Here is a 16,435-nt window from a genome sequence, read left to right on the forward strand (position 1 = left end):
TTCTCAATGTTCAGATCTCAGGTGTCTACTTTTTTGGGGGTAGATCAACTCACCCCGAACCCCTAATGAATTATATTTTTATTAAGGTCAACTATTTTAGATTCAAGGCGAACAATATGGGGAGAGTTTATCGGAAAATCTGTCTTAACTATTGCAAGAGCTTGCTTTAATAATTCAATTGCATGATTCTTAAAATTCTGAGACTGTTCAACATCTTCTTTTATTTTTACTGCTTTTTTTAAATAAAGTTCCGCTAAGCTTTCTAAAGCACTAAATCTTTTAGGATGGTTATGCTGCTGAAATATTCTTAAAGCTTTATTGATAAGCTTTTCAGCTTTACCCACTTCTCCCTCAAGTGTATATACTTGTCCTAAGGCTTTTAAGACGTAAGCAGTTTCAATATGGTCTTCACCATAAATTTTATGGTATATGGATAAACTTTTCTCAAGAAAAATGTTTGCTTTTTTGTAATTACTTAATTCTTTTTCGATAATTCCTAAATGTAATAAAACCCAAGCATTTCCCGTACTATCTGCTCCTAGTTGATGCATATAAATTTCTCGGGCTTTTTCTAAATAGTCTTTTGCTTTATCATAATTGGCAAGTTCTATATAGAAAATTCCTAACCCTGTTAAGGTATAGGCAATGGCTACTGGATTATCTGGCTGATGATGTGCCTGGTGGAGGCTAAGGGCGCGCTCAAGCAAATTTTTGGCCTTATCATAGTAAGCAAGCTCCGTATAAACTATTCCTAACCTGCTTAAAACCCACGGCATTTCTGAATGAGCTTCAGAAAAATATTCGCTATAAATTGTCTGAGCCTCTTCAAGAATAATCCTTGCTTTCTCATAGTGACCCTGCGATTTATAAACGTTTCCTAGTTGCAGTAGTGTCCAAGCTTTATCCGCATAATTATTAGGAAGATATATTTGATAAATTGATATACTTTGGTCAAAAAAGCTTCTTGCTTCCTCATAAACTCCTATATCTCTATAAAGCATTCCTAAATAGGCTAAAACCCGCGCAATTCCCCTATAATTCTTAGGAAAATATTTTTTATACATGTCAAGGCTATGGGTAAGCAAAATTTTTGCTTTTTCATAACGGTTTAGATTTCGATAAATAAGTCCTAAATAAGCTAGGGAGTGGGCAAATCCTATATGATTTTTTGAAAGATGCTTTTTATAGATAGTAATACTCTGCTCTAAGACAGTTGCCGCTTTTTCAAAATGACCATGTTCTCTATAAATATATCCTAAGTGAGACAAAAGACGGACAAGCCCTAAATAGTCTTTATTTTTATACTGGTTAAGCGTAATCAAGCTATTTTCAAGTATCTGTTGAGCTTTTCCGTAATTGCTTAGGTAGTAATAAAGACACCCAGATTCTGCAGTTATTTTTTCTTTAATAAGACTTGTTAAAAAATAATTATTGCTTAAAAATTTTTCACAATGGCTTACAGTTAATCTCATTCTTAAGTAATCTTCTATGTCAATAATATAAGATAAGTAGTTTTCAAATTTACCGGCAATTCTATTTATTAAAAAATTATTTTTCTTTAAATCGAGGATCTTAACCAAGTAAGTAAAAATTATTTCTTGTGTACTGCGATGAAGGGAAATACAAGCTATAAATTCAGGAGTCTCTGAGGACTCAAAATTAATTAAAGAATATTTTTTTAAATGGTAAATAAATCTTTCAACAATTACGTCATTTTTAAGAATACTCAACAAATCTTGCGGAATATTCTGAGAATCAAGTAAGCTTATAAATAGTAAAAGCTCACCGAAATCTTTATGAACCTCCATAATATGCTGTAAAGATAAGGTAATAATACCATATCGGGTTTTAACATACTCCCCACTATCCTCCAAAAAATTCTTTTGCGTACTTATAAAATCTTCGGTATTTTTATGAAGGTGTTCTAAATACTTTGCATAAGAAATTCCTGTTTGCTTTAAATAATGAGCTGCTGTTACCATATCTAAGGGAAAAGGTGGTATATTTTGTAAAAAGTTCAGTGCCTCTTCTTGCTCTTTTTTTGATAATTTTTCTGACTCGCAGTTAAAAAGGATTTTACTAAAAAGCATTAAAATTTCCGGTTTATTTAATCCTTTCATTTCAATGATATGCTCTGAAGTTAGGTAAATATTATTCTTAATATTGCTGTCTCGAGTGGTAAATATGACTTTCCCACTTCCCCAAACAGTAGGGTCGTGAGGAAAATAGTCTTTTATACTAGTTAAGGTTTCCACATTATCATAAATAAGCAACCAATTAGACATTCCTTTCAACCGTTCCTTAACAAAATAAAAAAGTTGCTTTTCCATTTCTTGAGAGTTTTTTATCGTGTAGATAAAGCTTAATTCATTTTTCTGTTCCCTTGTTTTGGCAAGCCTATACGCCAAGTCTTTAAATGAGCTTATCAGGCTATCTTTCGTTGTAGCATTAATTTCCCACACCAGAGGGAGTTTTTGAGAACGCCCAAATTGACGAACAATTGTGGTTTTTCCACTTCCTCCTATTCCCACAATTCCCAACAGAGAAATTGTTTGGACGCCCTGTGGGGCTCTCAGTTTTTCTTCTATTTTAGCAAGAATCTGAGACCGTATTAAAAGATTTGCCTCAAGGGGGAGGGGTAAATCCGATCGAATAGAATGTTGTTCCTGAACTTTACTATTTTGATCCGTTTTTTTTGTAGTATGGCCATTCACATTCAAGAATATCCAACTTAAAAAGCAAAGGCTTAGCCCAAAAGTGCCCAGGATCCATAACCGATTATTTCTTTTTTTAAGAAGGTGAGAAATAAATATAGATTCTAAAATATTTTTATTGAATTTATGACTACTATTCTCTTCGGGAAAAGAAGTTTTTCTAAATATCTCTTTTAACTCTTCAACATATAAGTTGACGTTAATTTGAGGATATATTTTTTGTAGTATTTCTAATATTGAAAAATAATAATTCTCTTTTTCTAAAAATAAAATTTGTTGAGCATGTTGTTTTTCTTTAAGGATAATTTCTTTATCTTCAGGAAAAAAAATAACTTCTCCTGAATGAGAGTTTGTTCTAAGGATTAACCTTGTTAAGTTATCAATATTTACCTCTTGTTTAAAAGAGCCTATTAAATTTTTGGGAAAGATATAGATACTATAATCTCTATTTTTATCCTTTAAATTTGGCATAACTTCCCCAAGGGGCTTATAGCCTTCTGTAGTACGACTACGTACAGAAATTCCTGCTTGGTTCAAATGATTTTTAATTTGATTAACAAAATATCCTATATCTTTTTGAGTTTGTCGATTTGTTTCATAACAGAAAGCCGTTTCACCTCTTATTAGTTGAGAAATTTTTCTTAATTGCTCTTCAAATTTCACTCTAATCAACAAATTGGGAAGATACTTATCCTTGATAAAGTTAAACTTATCAGACCTTTTAACAAAATCGACCACTTGTTCGCGGGTACTGGCGCCACATTTATCGGTAATTTGGTTGGTATAGGTGCTAACAGTTTTTTTACTGATTGATAAAAAATGAGCAATTTCATTAGGACGTTTTGAATTTATAAAGCAGGCAATAATATCTATTTTTCGGTGAGTAAAATCTATCCCATTAATTTGGGTTAGATGCTCATAATAAAGCTCATGGGTCGGAATAATTTTATTTTCTTGCATCAGGGAAATAGACCCTTCATATGAAGTATTTATTCATCAAGAAATATAAAAATTTATTAAGAATTTTATTTTTAGGTATTCTTGATGGTAACATCTTAACATACTCCAAGAGGAGGATAAAGACCTTATCAGACAGCTCATTAGACTTCTCCCTACGTCTACTGTCCTATATCTTCATCATCAATAACTTTCTAAATTGACGATGTTGCAACAGACTCTTTTTTATTAAGGAACATAGGTCTATCCGTAACAAGAAGAAAGGCTCAGGAAGACCTTTTGTTGAACCTCTAAAAAAGAAAGTTCTCTATCTTAGATTTAATAACAATAATAATACTTAGGAGCATATTATGGTTTTTAAAAATATAAAAAAACTTCAGAAGGTAATCTAGCTTTGTTTATCTGTTTATTCCATGGTATTTCCTTCAGGGTGAAGCCAGTGATATTAAGCATCCTGTTGGTAAGGGGAATGTAAAAGTTCCTAGATAAAAGAAAATAAATAAAGCACAAGAAAAAATGTATAACCCCAGAAAAAAACGGTAGTAATAGGAGATAATCTAATTTTATTTTAAAAAAACAGTCATTAATAATAAAATTAAATATTTTCCTCTAAGGGTAAAAGTATAAGAATACTGGCTAATAAAATGAGAGAATTGCGAATAAGCCTGGAACAAATTAATTTTTTCAGAGTCCATAAAGGCTTCACAATATCTCTAGTAAAAAGACTTCTCAAAAGCTTTTACCTCTATTTTTTTATGTTTGCATAATGTCAGGAAAAAAATGAAATCTTTATTACCAAATAAAAAGTCTTGTACTGCAAAAGATCTCTATATAGCCAAGAAAATACGAGAACGGCGTATTGAAAAAGAGATAAAACAGCATGAGTTAGCAAAAGCCTTAGGCGTTACGCCTCAACAAATATTTAAGTATGAAAAAGGGATAGATCGTGTTTCGGCTAGCCGGTTGCAAGAAATTTCAAAAATATTATCTGTTCCAATAAATTTCTTTTATCAAAACGCTGAAGAAGATTATTTCTTTTTGGAAGAAATTATCGTGAAGGTAGAGGTGGACCCCAAATTTAGACAATTTAGCAGCAAAAATAAGCTATAGTCAGTATTAAATATTATGCTGCACACTTCATTTCTAAAGAAGAATTTCTCTTCAGATTTTTGATATATAGGGTTCATAGTTGTGATCTCCCCCCGCATTTTTAGACAATAGAGATGTGAACGGCCTTACTTCTCTCAAACGCATTGGGGCTCATGTAGCCTAAACTAAATGCAATACTGTCTGCCACAATACTCTGCCTGGATCCTTATACTGCCTTCCATCGGGAAATATTGGTATTTTTTCAACTAATCTATTCAAGATAAATCCCCCACTCTATTGTTCAGTGAATAATAATGTGGATGCGACCGATCCTAAAAATAATACATGATCACAATGAAATTTATTTTTTACCTACAGTTAAAAAATTTGCTTGCGTTTTATGGTGATGAAAATTTATGACTGCCAATAAAACATTCAAGCAAGTTTGTATCATCGTATTAGGTTATATAGGCCTTCCTACCATTTGTATTTTAGCAGCTTCTGGTTATGAAGTCCTTGGGGTTGATAATTATATTACAGCTATCAATCGTATCCAATCAAAAAGACTAATGAATTCAGAGCCTAAGCTTCAAGATTTATTGTGCATAGTTATTCAAAGTGGCCGCCTTAAAGTTTCCACAAAAATTGCACCTGTTGATGTTTATATTATTGCTGTTCTTACTCCTCTAGCCTTCAATAATCAGCCAGATATTTCTTATGTAAAAACAGTTATTGACGCTCTAGGACCCTATCTTTGCCCTCATAATCTTGTATTTATTGAATCGACTTGTCCTGTAGGAACGACCGAAATAATAGGAAAGAAACTACAAAGTAGTTGTACTAACGTCTATGTTGCTTATTGTCCTGAACGAGTTTTACCAGGGAACCTTCTTTATGAACTTGTCTACAATGATCGTATGGTGGGAGGTATAGATGAAACTTCCACTTTGCATACGGTAGAATTTTATCAATCATTTATTCATGGTGATATATTCGCTACAAATACACGAACAGCAGAAGCAGGTAAACTTGCCGAAAACACTTATCGTGATATTATAGGAACCCGTCCTAAGGCCATTAAGCTTGCTCCCATCTTAGTGGCTATTTGCCAGAATAAATATTTTAAAAGCAAAATATGTATTACTCGTCAACACACCCATTTACTCGATAGTTTTTTTCTCAACCATGATGTTAAGATTGATTACCAATTTGAAAGATATGAAACGAGTGGGTCTCTGTATGAGAGTGCTGCGTATATTTTAAAACAAATAGGTAAAATTTTAGTAGAAGCTAAACCTGATCTGGTACTTGTTCAGGGTGATACGACCACAGCATTCATAGCAGCATTAGCAGCTTTCTATGCAGCAATCCCTATAACACACATTGAAGCAGGATTGAGAACAGGTGACCTTAATTCTCCCTGGCCTGAAGAAGCTCACCGATGCATGATTGCCAAGGTCGCAAACTTCTGTTTTGCACCCACAATAAAAGCACAAGATATGCTTTTAGCAGAGGGTGTGCCTCCTGAAAAAGTATGGGTTGTCGGAAATACCAGCATAGACGCCATAAGGCTCGCGCGCAAATCTTTAATTCCCCTTTCCTCTAAAGAGCGTTTTATCCTAGTAACCATGCACCGTCGAGAAAACCATGGCGCTTCCCTAATCGAAGTTTGTCAGGCACTTCGCCAAATAGTTAAACTGTTTCCAGATATTCATATTAAATTTGTTTTACACCCTAATCCTACTGTACATAAGCCCGTGAGGGAGATTTTATTCGGAGTGCACAAGGTTGAATTAATAGAACCTCTTGATCATTTTTCATTTACTAATCTCCTTGATAAATGTGCCTTTGTGATTACTGATTCTGGAGGCATTCAAGAGGAGGCATTTTCTATGGGTAAGCCTGTATTGATAGCGCGTAACGCTACTGAACGGCAAGAAGGTATTCTAGCTGGTATAGCACGATTAGTTGGTACAAAGGCTGCTAACATTATAAGTTGTTGCAAAGAATTACTGAAAAATGAGCAAATATTAAAATCTATGTCAAAGGTGCATTTTCCTTACGGAGATGGCCATGCTGCAGAACCTATTGTTAAAATCTTAGAAAAGAAATTATAGAGAGGTTGTTTTATGAGACCTCTAAATATTCTGTTTTTTGCTGACCGTCTTCCTCCACTTATTGGGGGAATGGAAATGCATGCAGGTTACTTTATAGAACATTTTACTGCCAGCCCCCGATTTCCCCTTTCTGGAGTCATCACTAAAAATGCTGCAGGGAAAGACTGCCTAATAACTAAAGATAGTAGAAATTTAATAAATCTTAAAAGATTACCAGCTCATCTCTCCCCTACTGTAGTCTTCTTTAATAGCGGGCGATGGATTGAGGAGCTCTCTCAAATTCGGGATACCTTTCCCAAGGCTATCTTTATTTATAGAACAGGAGGAAATGAAATTTTAAAAGCTCCTCTTATTTACCAAAAAATTTTGGATCATTCCTTAAGGCAATCTTATTGGGTTAAACAACTTAATAGTTTGGTAGATATCCTAATTACAAATTCGGGTTATACTGAACAACGTCTGCTTAAGTTAGGTATAACATGCCCTTTTGTACGCTGCGTTGGGGGTGTAAATACAGCTGCCTTCAAATCAGTCAAAAGGACGCGAAATAAATATTTAACCATTTTTTGCGCTGCTCGTTTTGTTCCCTATAAAAATCATTCTTTATTATTATCTGTCATACACCATCTAGTCTCCAGAGGATATAAGCTTCGACTTCGCTTTGCAGGGGATGGCCCTTTACTCCTCCATGCAAAAGAGCAAGTGCTGAGAGATAATTTAAGCTCAGTGGTCGAATTCCTTGGTGTACTTGATAATAAAGAAGTATGCCATGAGATTATGCGTGCTGATGTTTATATGCAACTTAGCACAGATCAAATAACAGAAGTTCCAGGGGGATCATATATTCATTCGGAAGGTATGGGACGATCTATCCTTGAAGCCTTAAGCGCTGGTACTTTTGTGGTGGTAAGTCAAAGTGGGGCTTTTCCTGAAGTTGTTACGGGAGATCGCGGGGTATTGGTTGAGCTTGGAGATGCTGCACATATTGCTAATCAACTCATGTCAGTTTTTAAGAATATACCTATACGTCATGCCTTTAGTGAGGAGTTTAGTTGGGCCAGAGTATTTAACCGCTATGAAGAATTGTTTAGAGATAATCATGAAAATCTTATTAATTACAGAAAAATGTAATCCATCTGAAACACAAAGAGATGGGGGTGCAAGAGTTGTGGATACTCTGCAACAAGCTTTTGACAGCTCTCTCAGTATCATGCAATTTGGCGCCCAAACAGATTCTTCAGCTACATGGTCTTTCAACTACCCTTTCAATTCAAACAATCGTTTTGAAAGGCGAATTGCTAATGCAAGTTTTATTGCAGAAAAAATTAAAGAGGTGGAGCATCTATTTACCCATCTTATTTTTATCCATGTGTCCATGCAATTCGGGCTTGTCAGTTTGCCTTTATGCAAAGGCATACATATCTGGACATTTCCAATGTTCCTAACCCCCTCTTATAGAGCTTCTGGCGAAATAGTCCCTGACACTTACTTTGAGATGGAGCGTCTAGCTCTTGCTTATTCTCAAGACATTTTGACACCAAGCCCTCTAGAAAGGCGCCAACTCGTAGAGATTTATGGTATCCCCGAGGAGCGCATCCATGTAATTCCTAGAGGAGTTGATACAAGCCTTATAGCCCCTAAAGTTCGATCTCTTGATGGCCCTCCTAGATTTTGTAGCATAGGGAGTATAAAGCCTCAAAAAGATACTTTAGGGCTAATACAATTATTTGCAGATGTGCACGCACACTTTCCAGGATCAACATTACGTGTCATCGGGCCAATCCAAAATTCTGATTACGGAAAAGCTGTTCAAGAAAAAATTCTTCAGTTGAGGCTTAATGAAGCTGTAGAGTTAACCGGGCATGTTCCACCCACTAAACTTGCACTTATGATTAAAGATGCTCATCTTCACCTTTCCATGGCAACATGTGAGACATTTGGAAGATCAATCTTTGAGACTTTGGCTTCTGGACTACCTAATATTGCAAGAGCTGCAAATAATGCTGCTGCCGAGTATCTAGAGCATCTACCCTATGCACGTTTTGTAGACGATTATGATCAAGCTTTGAAAGCGATTTGGGAGATGCTCAGTAATTTGTCAACGTTATCCTCAATGGCATTGGAAATTGGAAAATTATATAATGAAGAAATTTTGTCTCGATTACTCGTTGCCAAGATTTATCAAAAGGATTTTATTGCTGTATGTGATTTTGATGGAACACTCTTTCATAAAAGTGACCCAGAAAAAACTCAAAGATGCATGGAAGCTTTTCGTCATTTTCCCATACGTGTCATCTGTAGTGCCCGCCCCATTGAGAATTTGTTGAAAGAACTAGATTATTATGGCTTAACGGTTGATTGGATTGTGAGCTATGGAGGCGCCATTGTTACAAACGGATTTGGTGAGGTTCTTTGGCTTAAACCTCTTAATCTAGATGATGTTACACGCATAGAAACAGCAGTTCCTCAACTAAAGCGTATTGAGTTTGGAGGGGAAATAATCCAGCTTACAGCTCCTTATAGAGCATTACCTCCTATCTTTGGTTTACGCCTCGAGATTTATCAAAATGTAGCCTTCATTGCTCACTGGGAAGCTTCTAAATTACATGCTGTTCATCAACTTTTACATCATATTAATTGGTCAGGATGTGTCCATGTATTTGGAGACGGGCCCTATGACAAAGAACTATTAACTTACTTTGATGGTACTCTTATTACCTCATCCCCTAATAACAAACGTCAAAAAAAGGAGGTCGAAAATGTCTAAAACCTATTATAAGGGTTATTGGATGGTAACAAACCGATGTAATTTGCGGTGTACTTACTGCGTATTAGAAAATGCCCCCCATCAACTCAAAGCAGAGCTTGATTTGAATGGAAAAAAGGAGCTGGTTTCTCACTTATATCACAATTTTGGTTTTCGTAGACTTACACTTTCTGGCGGGGAAGTTATTATATTTGGTAAACATCCTCCAAGTGAGTTTATTGAACTCTTACGCCATATTCGTACATTTCGTTCTCCTGATCCTTCTAAAAATTTAGAAATAGAACTATACACTAATGGCACTTATCTTGATGAAAGAGTTGCTAGCGAGATGGAAGGAGTGGTGGATATGGTTGCTGTGACCATAGATGGTGTCAAGGATAGTTTTTTGACAGAAATAGGCAGAAATCACAGAGGTCATACTCAGTACTTTGACCACATTGTTAATATTTGTAGTCTTATTTCAAAAAAAGGTATTGAGCTAAAACTGCATAGTGTAATTGGACAAAAAAATCACTTACTCTTACCTGATGAAGTTGCTGTTATCCTAGATGCTATTGAATCAGCTGGGGGACAAGTGTCAGCTTGGAAATTTTATCAGTATATGTCCTATGACGCTCCTGACCGAGATACCATGCATGCAATTGCATCGAATTTTTACAAAACATTTAAAGCACGCGTTGAACGTGTTCTTGCCGGGCGTAACATTCGCTTACATTTTAAAGACAATCAGGAAATGAATGCCTCATTATTTAATATTCTCCCTTATGGGAATGCGCAATACATGCGAGCGAATGACACGTGGACAACTAGCCAGCGCACAGGGGACCTTCGTTCATATCCTTCTATGGCAGAACTATTTGCTCGTCATGATATTGATCATGAATTATACCGACAATTTCACCAGGTACAACGATGAATAAGCTTTTTATTACTGTTGATTTAGATTGGGCTTGTGAGCCTGCTATAGAAGAGACCCTTGATTTTCTTAAAGAGCAAAATATTACCCCTACAGTCTTTATTACACATTGTTCGCCCAGAGTAGAAGTAGCTATGAAGGAATTAGAAGTTGGTCTTCATCCCTTTTTTGATTCAACGTCGTCTCATGGATCGACCGTTTCTGAGGTCGTAAAACATATACTTGGTTTACCTCATAATCTACCAGCTTTTCGTTGTCACAGATTTGGGGTGTGTAATTCATCTAGGCAAGCTATGGCGGAAGCGGGGATGGTAATTTCTTCCAATGTTTGCACTGATCTAGAGGTAGTCCCCCCTTTTAGAGATCGTTTTGGACTTTTAGAAGTTCCTATCTTTTTAGAGGATGGGGGATATCTATGGCGTAATCATTCCTTAAAAATGACACCTGTGTTAAGGACGAGGGTCTTAGGGTCAGGAGCAAAAATTGTTATCATTCATCCTATGCATTTTGCTCTTAATACACCTCATTTTTCTTATATGTATGATATTAAAAAAACTTTAAACCGCATGGAATGGAACAATATGACCGAGCAAACTTTAAAAAAACTTCGTTGGAAGGGACGTGGAATCCGTGATTTAATTACTGATTTGCTCCAGCTAGGATCTCCTACAGGTTCATTAGGGTCTTTTTTAATCAATACGCCTTAATGTTGCATAATTTTCCTGCACCAAGGCCTGGATTGCAAAATTAAATTGCCCTATTTTGAGGCAACGATCAAAATCTTCCCTCGGGTATTGCCATTGATCTTGTGAAAAAAAATACGCGCCTGAACCTTCCCGAAGGGCTGGTAGGTAGGAGGTCAGGTTCATTTCTTCTTCCTTAAGTAAGGCTTTAAGATATTCAGCGCAAAGATTATCCTCTAAAGAAGGGGTTGTTGCTTCATGACCCATGGGAATAATACTAACCCTTGAATTAGGAATATTTTTTATATATTGGGCAGTTGCCTCAATATTCGCAAAACTTGCGGCAAGCACGATATCTGCTTCTCTGGCAAGAAGAAGGCCTCTGGCTCCTGCTGCAGTTCTATGAAACACATGCTGATCTTTTATTTCCATTTCAAGAACACGCGTTGGAGAGTTTGGTATATTATATGAAAGAGTAGAATCCTTTTCTGGCTTTCCAATCAGCAAAGGATTTGTATAGCCAGATGACAATCGGGATATAACCGTACTTTCAACCGCTATTGTATAAGATGCTGGATGATTCTCGAGAACGTAAGATGCAGTAGTAAAAGCACGAAATGCATCAATGATGACAATTATCTGAGATTGGTCTTTTTTATGGACAAAATTAATGGGCACAGATGAATGAATAGAGACTATGTTTTCTACCTCTTCTTCTTGCATAGCCCAAATGATAGAGTTAGCATTAAATAAACAAAGACCCAGATGAGCAACAAAAATTCTAAATGCTATTGTTAATGCTGCTTTCCTTAATAAACACTGGTTGTATTTTAACAGATTTAATAAATTCATAATCATTTCCTCAAGGATAGGGTTCAAGAAATGAGAGCACTTTTATAGATGAAGAGAGTCGCTCTTCTTGGCAAAGGTCCTGCGTGGAAAGGTCCGATAAAAGAGGACCCGGGAAAGTTATTTTCAATATATATGAGGGATAGTGCGCCCATACAAAGCGCGCAGGAAAGGCTCTCTTAAATAAAATTATATCAAAAACCTCACATAGAGCATGAGGGTGCGGCATTTAGAGAACCTTTACCTTCTGAAGATTTATTTATAAATTTCGTAGAAGTAAAGATGTTTAAACAACGTGAATACTTAAAATTTTTCACTTCTAAATTAACCAGAATAGCAAATTTACAAGATTTGGCACTGTTTTAAAAGCTATATTCCGGCACTGTTTTTCTTAAAGGTTCTATATTTTGCTGTTCTTCATCACCATGATATGTAGGTCACTGATGCTACCATCTTAAATGTCAAGTGATTTAGGATACTCGGGTTCTAACGTTTTAAACATGACATTTAAAATTGTTAAAATTTTTGGCTCTGTTGCATTTAGAAAGGAAGTGAAGATAATAGCTAAAAGATTTCTGAAGTAGTGGGTAAGTTAAGATGAAAGGCGATTTTTAGAAACGTCGTTTTAGTGACCTAGTCATTTTGCAATGTATGCGCTGGTATTTGCGCTATCCAGTTAGCTATCGTAATCTGAAAGAAATGATGGAAGAGCGGGGAGTTGAAGTTGATCATACAACAATCTATCGATGGGTTCAAAGATATGCTCCCGAGTTTGAGAAAAGATTGCGCTGGTATGCTAAACCGCTTGGCTTTGCCTGGAAAGTAGATGAGACGTACATAAAAATAAAAGGCCAGTGGAAATATTTATATAGAGCCATAGCCTCAACTGGTGAAACCATAGATTTTATGCTTTCCCATAAAAGGGATGCCAAGAGCGCTATTAGATTTTTCAAGCGTGCTCTCAAGCAATGTCATGAGCATCCTTGCCAGATTAATACTGATCAGAATCCTGCCTATGGTAAAGCCATAGAGAAGATGCGGCAAGAAAGATAGAGGTGGGCCCTAGAATTCGGACAGGATGTTAAGCTATAGTCCCGAGTAAAAAAGGACTAGAAAATGAGCGAAATAAGAAAACACCATAGCGCCGAATTTAAAGCCCAAGTTGCCTTGGCAGCCATTCGTGAAGATGCGACAATTACAGAATTGTCTTCCCGGTTTGGCGTGCATGCCACTGTGATTCATCGATGGAAAAAAGAAGCCTTAGCCGGAATGGTAGCAAGTTTTTCAGGAAAACAGGTAGTTCAGGAAAATGGTCACGCAGACCAAATCAAAGAACTCCATGCCAAGATCGGCCAATTAACGGTGGAACGGGATTTTTTAGAGAAAGTCTCCAAACGATTGGGAATCATCGGAGGCAAGAAATGATTAACCCCGCAAATAAAAACTTAAGCCTTGTGCGCCAATGTCGGCTTTTAAGTATCAGTCGTTCTGGGTGGTATTATGAGTCCAAAGGAGAAAATCCTTTGAACCTAACGCTCATGCGGCTAATTGATGAGCAGTTTTTGAAAACACCCTATTATGGTTCTCGCCAAATGGCGCGTCATCTAATTCGCAGCGGCTATTGTGTAGGCCGCAAGCGCGTCCGGTGACATGGGATTGGAGGCGGTTTACCAGTCTCCAAAAACGAGCACACCTCACTCTGAACACAAGATTTATCCCTATCTTTTAAAAGGACGCCGTCAAGTTAACTTTTGTAGATAGTAAAGATGTGTATAATTTCATTAGATGCAAAGAAGCTCTTGAGCCGCCTCAGACCAAATGGTGCAGGCGGCTTTAAAAGTTTCTCTTCTTTCAAATGCTTTTTTTAAGTAGCGTCCCACCTCAACGGCAAAAAGATTACGAACTTTCCCCATAAGGGCTAATGTTCTCTGTACACCCTGCGGTGATTTAAACTTAATCAGGCATTCCTCTTTGCGACGTGTCGGCTGATGGGTGTTTTCAACACGATTGTTTAACCCCTTATGTGATCGATGTTCGGTGCTCCGGCACATAGCCTGTATCGGTTTCCTGTAACTTTTCAATTTATCTGTGACAATGACTCTGGGAATAGGATAACTGCCCAACACCCGGCTTAAGAATCTAATTGCTGCTTTTTTATTACGGCGTTTCTGGAGAAAGACGTCCAATTCATAGCCATCAGAATCTACAGCGCGCCACAAGATAAACATCTCCCCATTGACCTTCACAGTCATTTCATCAATATGCCACTTATCCGAAGGTTTCCTCTCCCGTTTTTTGATTACGTTTCTGAAATGGCTTGAAAATTTGATGCTCCAAGACCGAATCGTTTCATAAGAGACTTGAACCCCTCGATAAGCCATCTGTTCCTCAATATCTCGATAGCTATTATTAAACCGATGATAAATCCACACAGCTTGACTAATAATAGAAACAGGAAATCGATGACGACGAGGAGCGGCTGTTAATGTCATGCTTCAACCCTTTAAATCTTTTTCCCATATCTAACACTCTCAAGCTTTTTTGCCTACGTTAACTTGACGATGCCCCTTTATGGGATTTAACCCTTTATAGGGGAAATAAGGGTATTTTTTGCCTTTGAACGCCTTCTCTTTACTTGTATTGTTAAGAGCAATGAGTGCATATCTCCTAGAAGGCCAATAGAAGAGGTGAAATTTTAAAATGCTGATTTCAAAGTCCATAAAAATGGTTGGGATAAGTGTTCTATTCTTGCTTACTTTCTCCAATGTTTCCTTTGCTTCAGATGCTTTTGAAGACAATGCTGCCCCTATTAATGCAAGCTCAAAAACTCTCGGAAGAAAACATGAGGTCGAGAAGACTCCTAAACATAGGAAGCGTAGGAAACTGGAGCTAAATCAAAGCCAAGCTAGTATAAGCGGATCTTTGATCGCAGAAGAAGCAGAAGAAGTGGAGAGTAATATCAGTTCTCAATCAAATGCCGAAGAACTCAATAAAATAGGAGATACCTCCCAACCATCAAGTAGCACAAGTTTATCTCTTCCGGACCTTTCTGACGAATTGCAAGAATTAATCTTTTCTTGCTTCGCTACCATGGACCATCGAACCATTCGAGCTTACATTTATGTAAATAGGCATAATTATAATAAATATGAATTGATAAGAGAGATATATAATAAAATAGCAACCAAAAACTGTCTTGAATCCATGGTATCTCCCAAAAATCTTATTAGCCATTGGCGTAAGCAAAGTCCAACATATGAGTTTACAATGAATGAAAGTGGCTATTGTTGTGAGCTTTCTTGTTACCCTTATATATTAGTTACTTATGGAAGGGACTACAAACTAGAGAATTATAGCAATGCGGATATTATAGCATTCACCTCAATTCTAAATAAGTTTCCAAAAATAAAAAAATTATCTTTTAGTGAAGAAATAATTGGGGATAAAACTGTTGTTGAAAAAGTTTTAAAGAACTTAGATGGGCCTCATGTAAAAAGAATGTGGTTGGGTGCAGCAGATGGTATGGATGGCAGGTTCTTAAAAGAAAAATTATGGCCACGCATCAAAAATCTCCACGTTAAATATTTGACCATCAGTGCTATGACCCCTGATTTATCACGTGCCATGGGATTAATCGCTCTAGACATTGCATTGACAGACTTTCCTCTTTACTCCTTATGTCTACTGTCCCCAATCTTAGACGATGAAATAACTTTAAGGTTAGCTTTATTATATGCGACTTCACCTCATCTTAAAGAAATGATGCTATGTGACGGAGCTCTAGAAATTTCTTCTACAGGGATGCAAGCATTGGCAATAGCAATTAAACATAATAAGTCAGCCTCTTTTAGTTGGAGTGATACTATTGGTAGCTGTCCTTTTTCTTTTGAAACATCGCATTAATTAAGTTGCAATATGTCAGCTGATATAACCGTGCCGCTGTTAGGCACCGGGGCATCGCCATGCATGGCTGCTGTACGAGTCAAGAGGTATTTTGATGAAGTTAAAGTACTATTCGCTCGTAAATATACGGTTTAGGAGTTATAAAGCTAAAAAGTTGAACAGCGAAACAATTTTGATTAATACCTTAATACTGATATCAAACTAAGAAGGATTTATAAGTATAAATTGTCAGCAGCTTTTCCATGCAACTTGTATATAAGTACTGTTCCAATAAAAGTATGTTAAGCCTCTGAATTTAAGTAGTTAATAAATAATAATTATTTCCTATTTTTTTTATTACCTTGTAATGTAAAAGGGTTTTATTGGTTATTATGAAGCGAATTTTAATTTGTTCTTGTTTGGATAAGTGTATAGGCTTGATTTCATAAACACGCATGCTT

Annotated in this window: 13 protein-coding genes and 1 pseudogene; 10 read left to right on the forward strand and 4 right to left on the reverse strand. The window is 36.4% G+C overall.

Annotated elements, in window-relative coordinates; translation table 11 throughout:
• Positions 1-62 precede the first annotated feature (62 nt).
• A complete protein-coding gene (locus IG80_RS0110090; RefSeq protein WP_032113943.1) occupies positions 63-3,674 on the reverse strand; it encodes a tetratricopeptide repeat protein in 3,612 nt (1,203 codons plus the stop codon).
• Between the two features lie 777 nt (positions 3,675-4,451).
• On the opposite strand from IG80_RS0110090, the gene IG80_RS0110095 reads away from it, so the two are divergent.
• The 6 genes from IG80_RS0110095 to IG80_RS0110120 all read left to right on the forward strand — a co-directional run bounded on the left by IG80_RS0110095 (position 4,452) and on the right by IG80_RS0110120 (position 11,267).
• Positions 4,452-4,781, forward strand: a complete 330-nt coding sequence (locus tag IG80_RS0110095; protein WP_052046352.1) for a helix-turn-helix domain-containing protein — start codon at positions 4,452-4,454, stop codon at positions 4,779-4,781.
• Between the two features lie 395 nt (positions 4,782-5,176).
• A complete protein-coding gene (gene wecB, locus IG80_RS14725; RefSeq protein ID WP_052046353.1) occupies positions 5,177-6,877 on the forward strand; it encodes a non-hydrolyzing UDP-N-acetylglucosamine 2-epimerase in 1,701 nt (566 codons plus the stop codon).
• Positions 6,878-6,889: 12 nt separating this feature from the next.
• On the forward strand, positions 6,890-8,008 hold the full coding sequence (locus IG80_RS0110105; RefSeq protein WP_032113944.1) for a glycosyltransferase family 4 protein: 1,119 nt from the start codon (positions 6,890-6,892) through the stop codon (positions 8,006-8,008).
• Positions 7,977-9,644, forward strand: a complete 1,668-nt coding sequence (locus tag IG80_RS0110110; RefSeq protein ID WP_032113945.1) for a glycosyltransferase — start codon at positions 7,977-7,979, stop codon at positions 9,642-9,644. Before IG80_RS0110105 ends, IG80_RS0110110 begins: the two co-directional genes overlap by 32 nt.
• Entirely contained in the window at positions 9,637-10,560 is a 924-nt protein-coding gene (locus IG80_RS0110115) for a radical SAM protein (protein ID WP_032113946.1), read from the forward strand. Before IG80_RS0110110 ends, IG80_RS0110115 begins: the two co-directional genes overlap by 8 nt.
• Complete coding sequence (locus IG80_RS0110120; RefSeq protein WP_052046354.1) at positions 10,557-11,267, forward strand: polysaccharide deacetylase WbmS family protein; 711 nt, start codon at positions 10,557-10,559, stop codon at positions 11,265-11,267. Before IG80_RS0110115 ends, IG80_RS0110120 begins: the two co-directional genes overlap by 4 nt.
• On the opposite strand, the gene IG80_RS0110125 is transcribed toward IG80_RS0110120, so the two are convergent.
• Positions 11,250-12,095, reverse strand: a complete 846-nt coding sequence (locus IG80_RS0110125; RefSeq protein WP_032113947.1) for a 2-phosphosulfolactate phosphatase — start codon at positions 12,093-12,095, stop codon at positions 11,250-11,252. The genes IG80_RS0110120 and IG80_RS0110125 overlap by 18 nt on opposite strands.
• A 594-nt stretch (positions 12,096-12,689) precedes the next feature.
• Between IG80_RS0110125 and IG80_RS12685 the strand changes: the two are divergent.
• The 3 genes and pseudogenes from IG80_RS12685 to IG80_RS12690 all read left to right on the forward strand — a co-directional run.
• Positions 12,690-13,139: pseudogene (locus IG80_RS12685) on the forward strand (IS6 family transposase); the annotation flags it as partial.
• A 69-nt stretch (positions 13,140-13,208) separates the two neighbouring features.
• Positions 13,209-13,517, forward strand: coding sequence for a transposase (locus IG80_RS0110135; protein ID WP_032113948.1), 309 nt, complete (start codon positions 13,209-13,211; stop codon positions 13,515-13,517).
• Positions 13,514-13,741, forward strand: coding sequence for an IS3 family transposase (locus IG80_RS12690; RefSeq protein ID WP_075553231.1), 228 nt, complete (start codon positions 13,514-13,516; stop codon positions 13,739-13,741). The genes IG80_RS0110135 and IG80_RS12690 overlap by 4 nt, the downstream gene beginning before the upstream one ends.
• Positions 13,742-13,873: 132 nt before the next feature.
• On the opposite strand, the gene IG80_RS14195 is transcribed toward IG80_RS12690, so the two are convergent.
• A complete protein-coding gene (locus IG80_RS14195) occupies positions 13,874-14,584 on the reverse strand; it encodes an IS6 family transposase (RefSeq protein ID WP_032113949.1) in 711 nt (236 codons plus the stop codon).
• A gap of 39 nt (positions 14,585-14,623) precedes the next feature.
• Positions 14,624-14,890, reverse strand: coding sequence for a hypothetical protein (locus IG80_RS15850; RefSeq protein ID WP_198027365.1), 267 nt, complete (start codon positions 14,888-14,890; stop codon positions 14,624-14,626).
• Between the two features lie 124 nt (positions 14,891-15,014).
• On the opposite strand from IG80_RS15850, the gene IG80_RS0110155 reads away from it, so the two are divergent.
• Positions 15,015-15,995, forward strand: a complete 981-nt coding sequence (locus tag IG80_RS0110155; protein WP_198027366.1) for a hypothetical protein — start codon at positions 15,015-15,017, stop codon at positions 15,993-15,995.
• Positions 15,996-16,435: the final 440 nt, after the last annotated feature.

This window comes from Candidatus Paracaedibacter symbiosus, assembly GCF_000757605.1.
GTDB lineage: Bacteria > Pseudomonadota > Alphaproteobacteria > Paracaedibacterales > Paracaedibacteraceae > Paracaedibacter_A > Paracaedibacter_A symbiosus.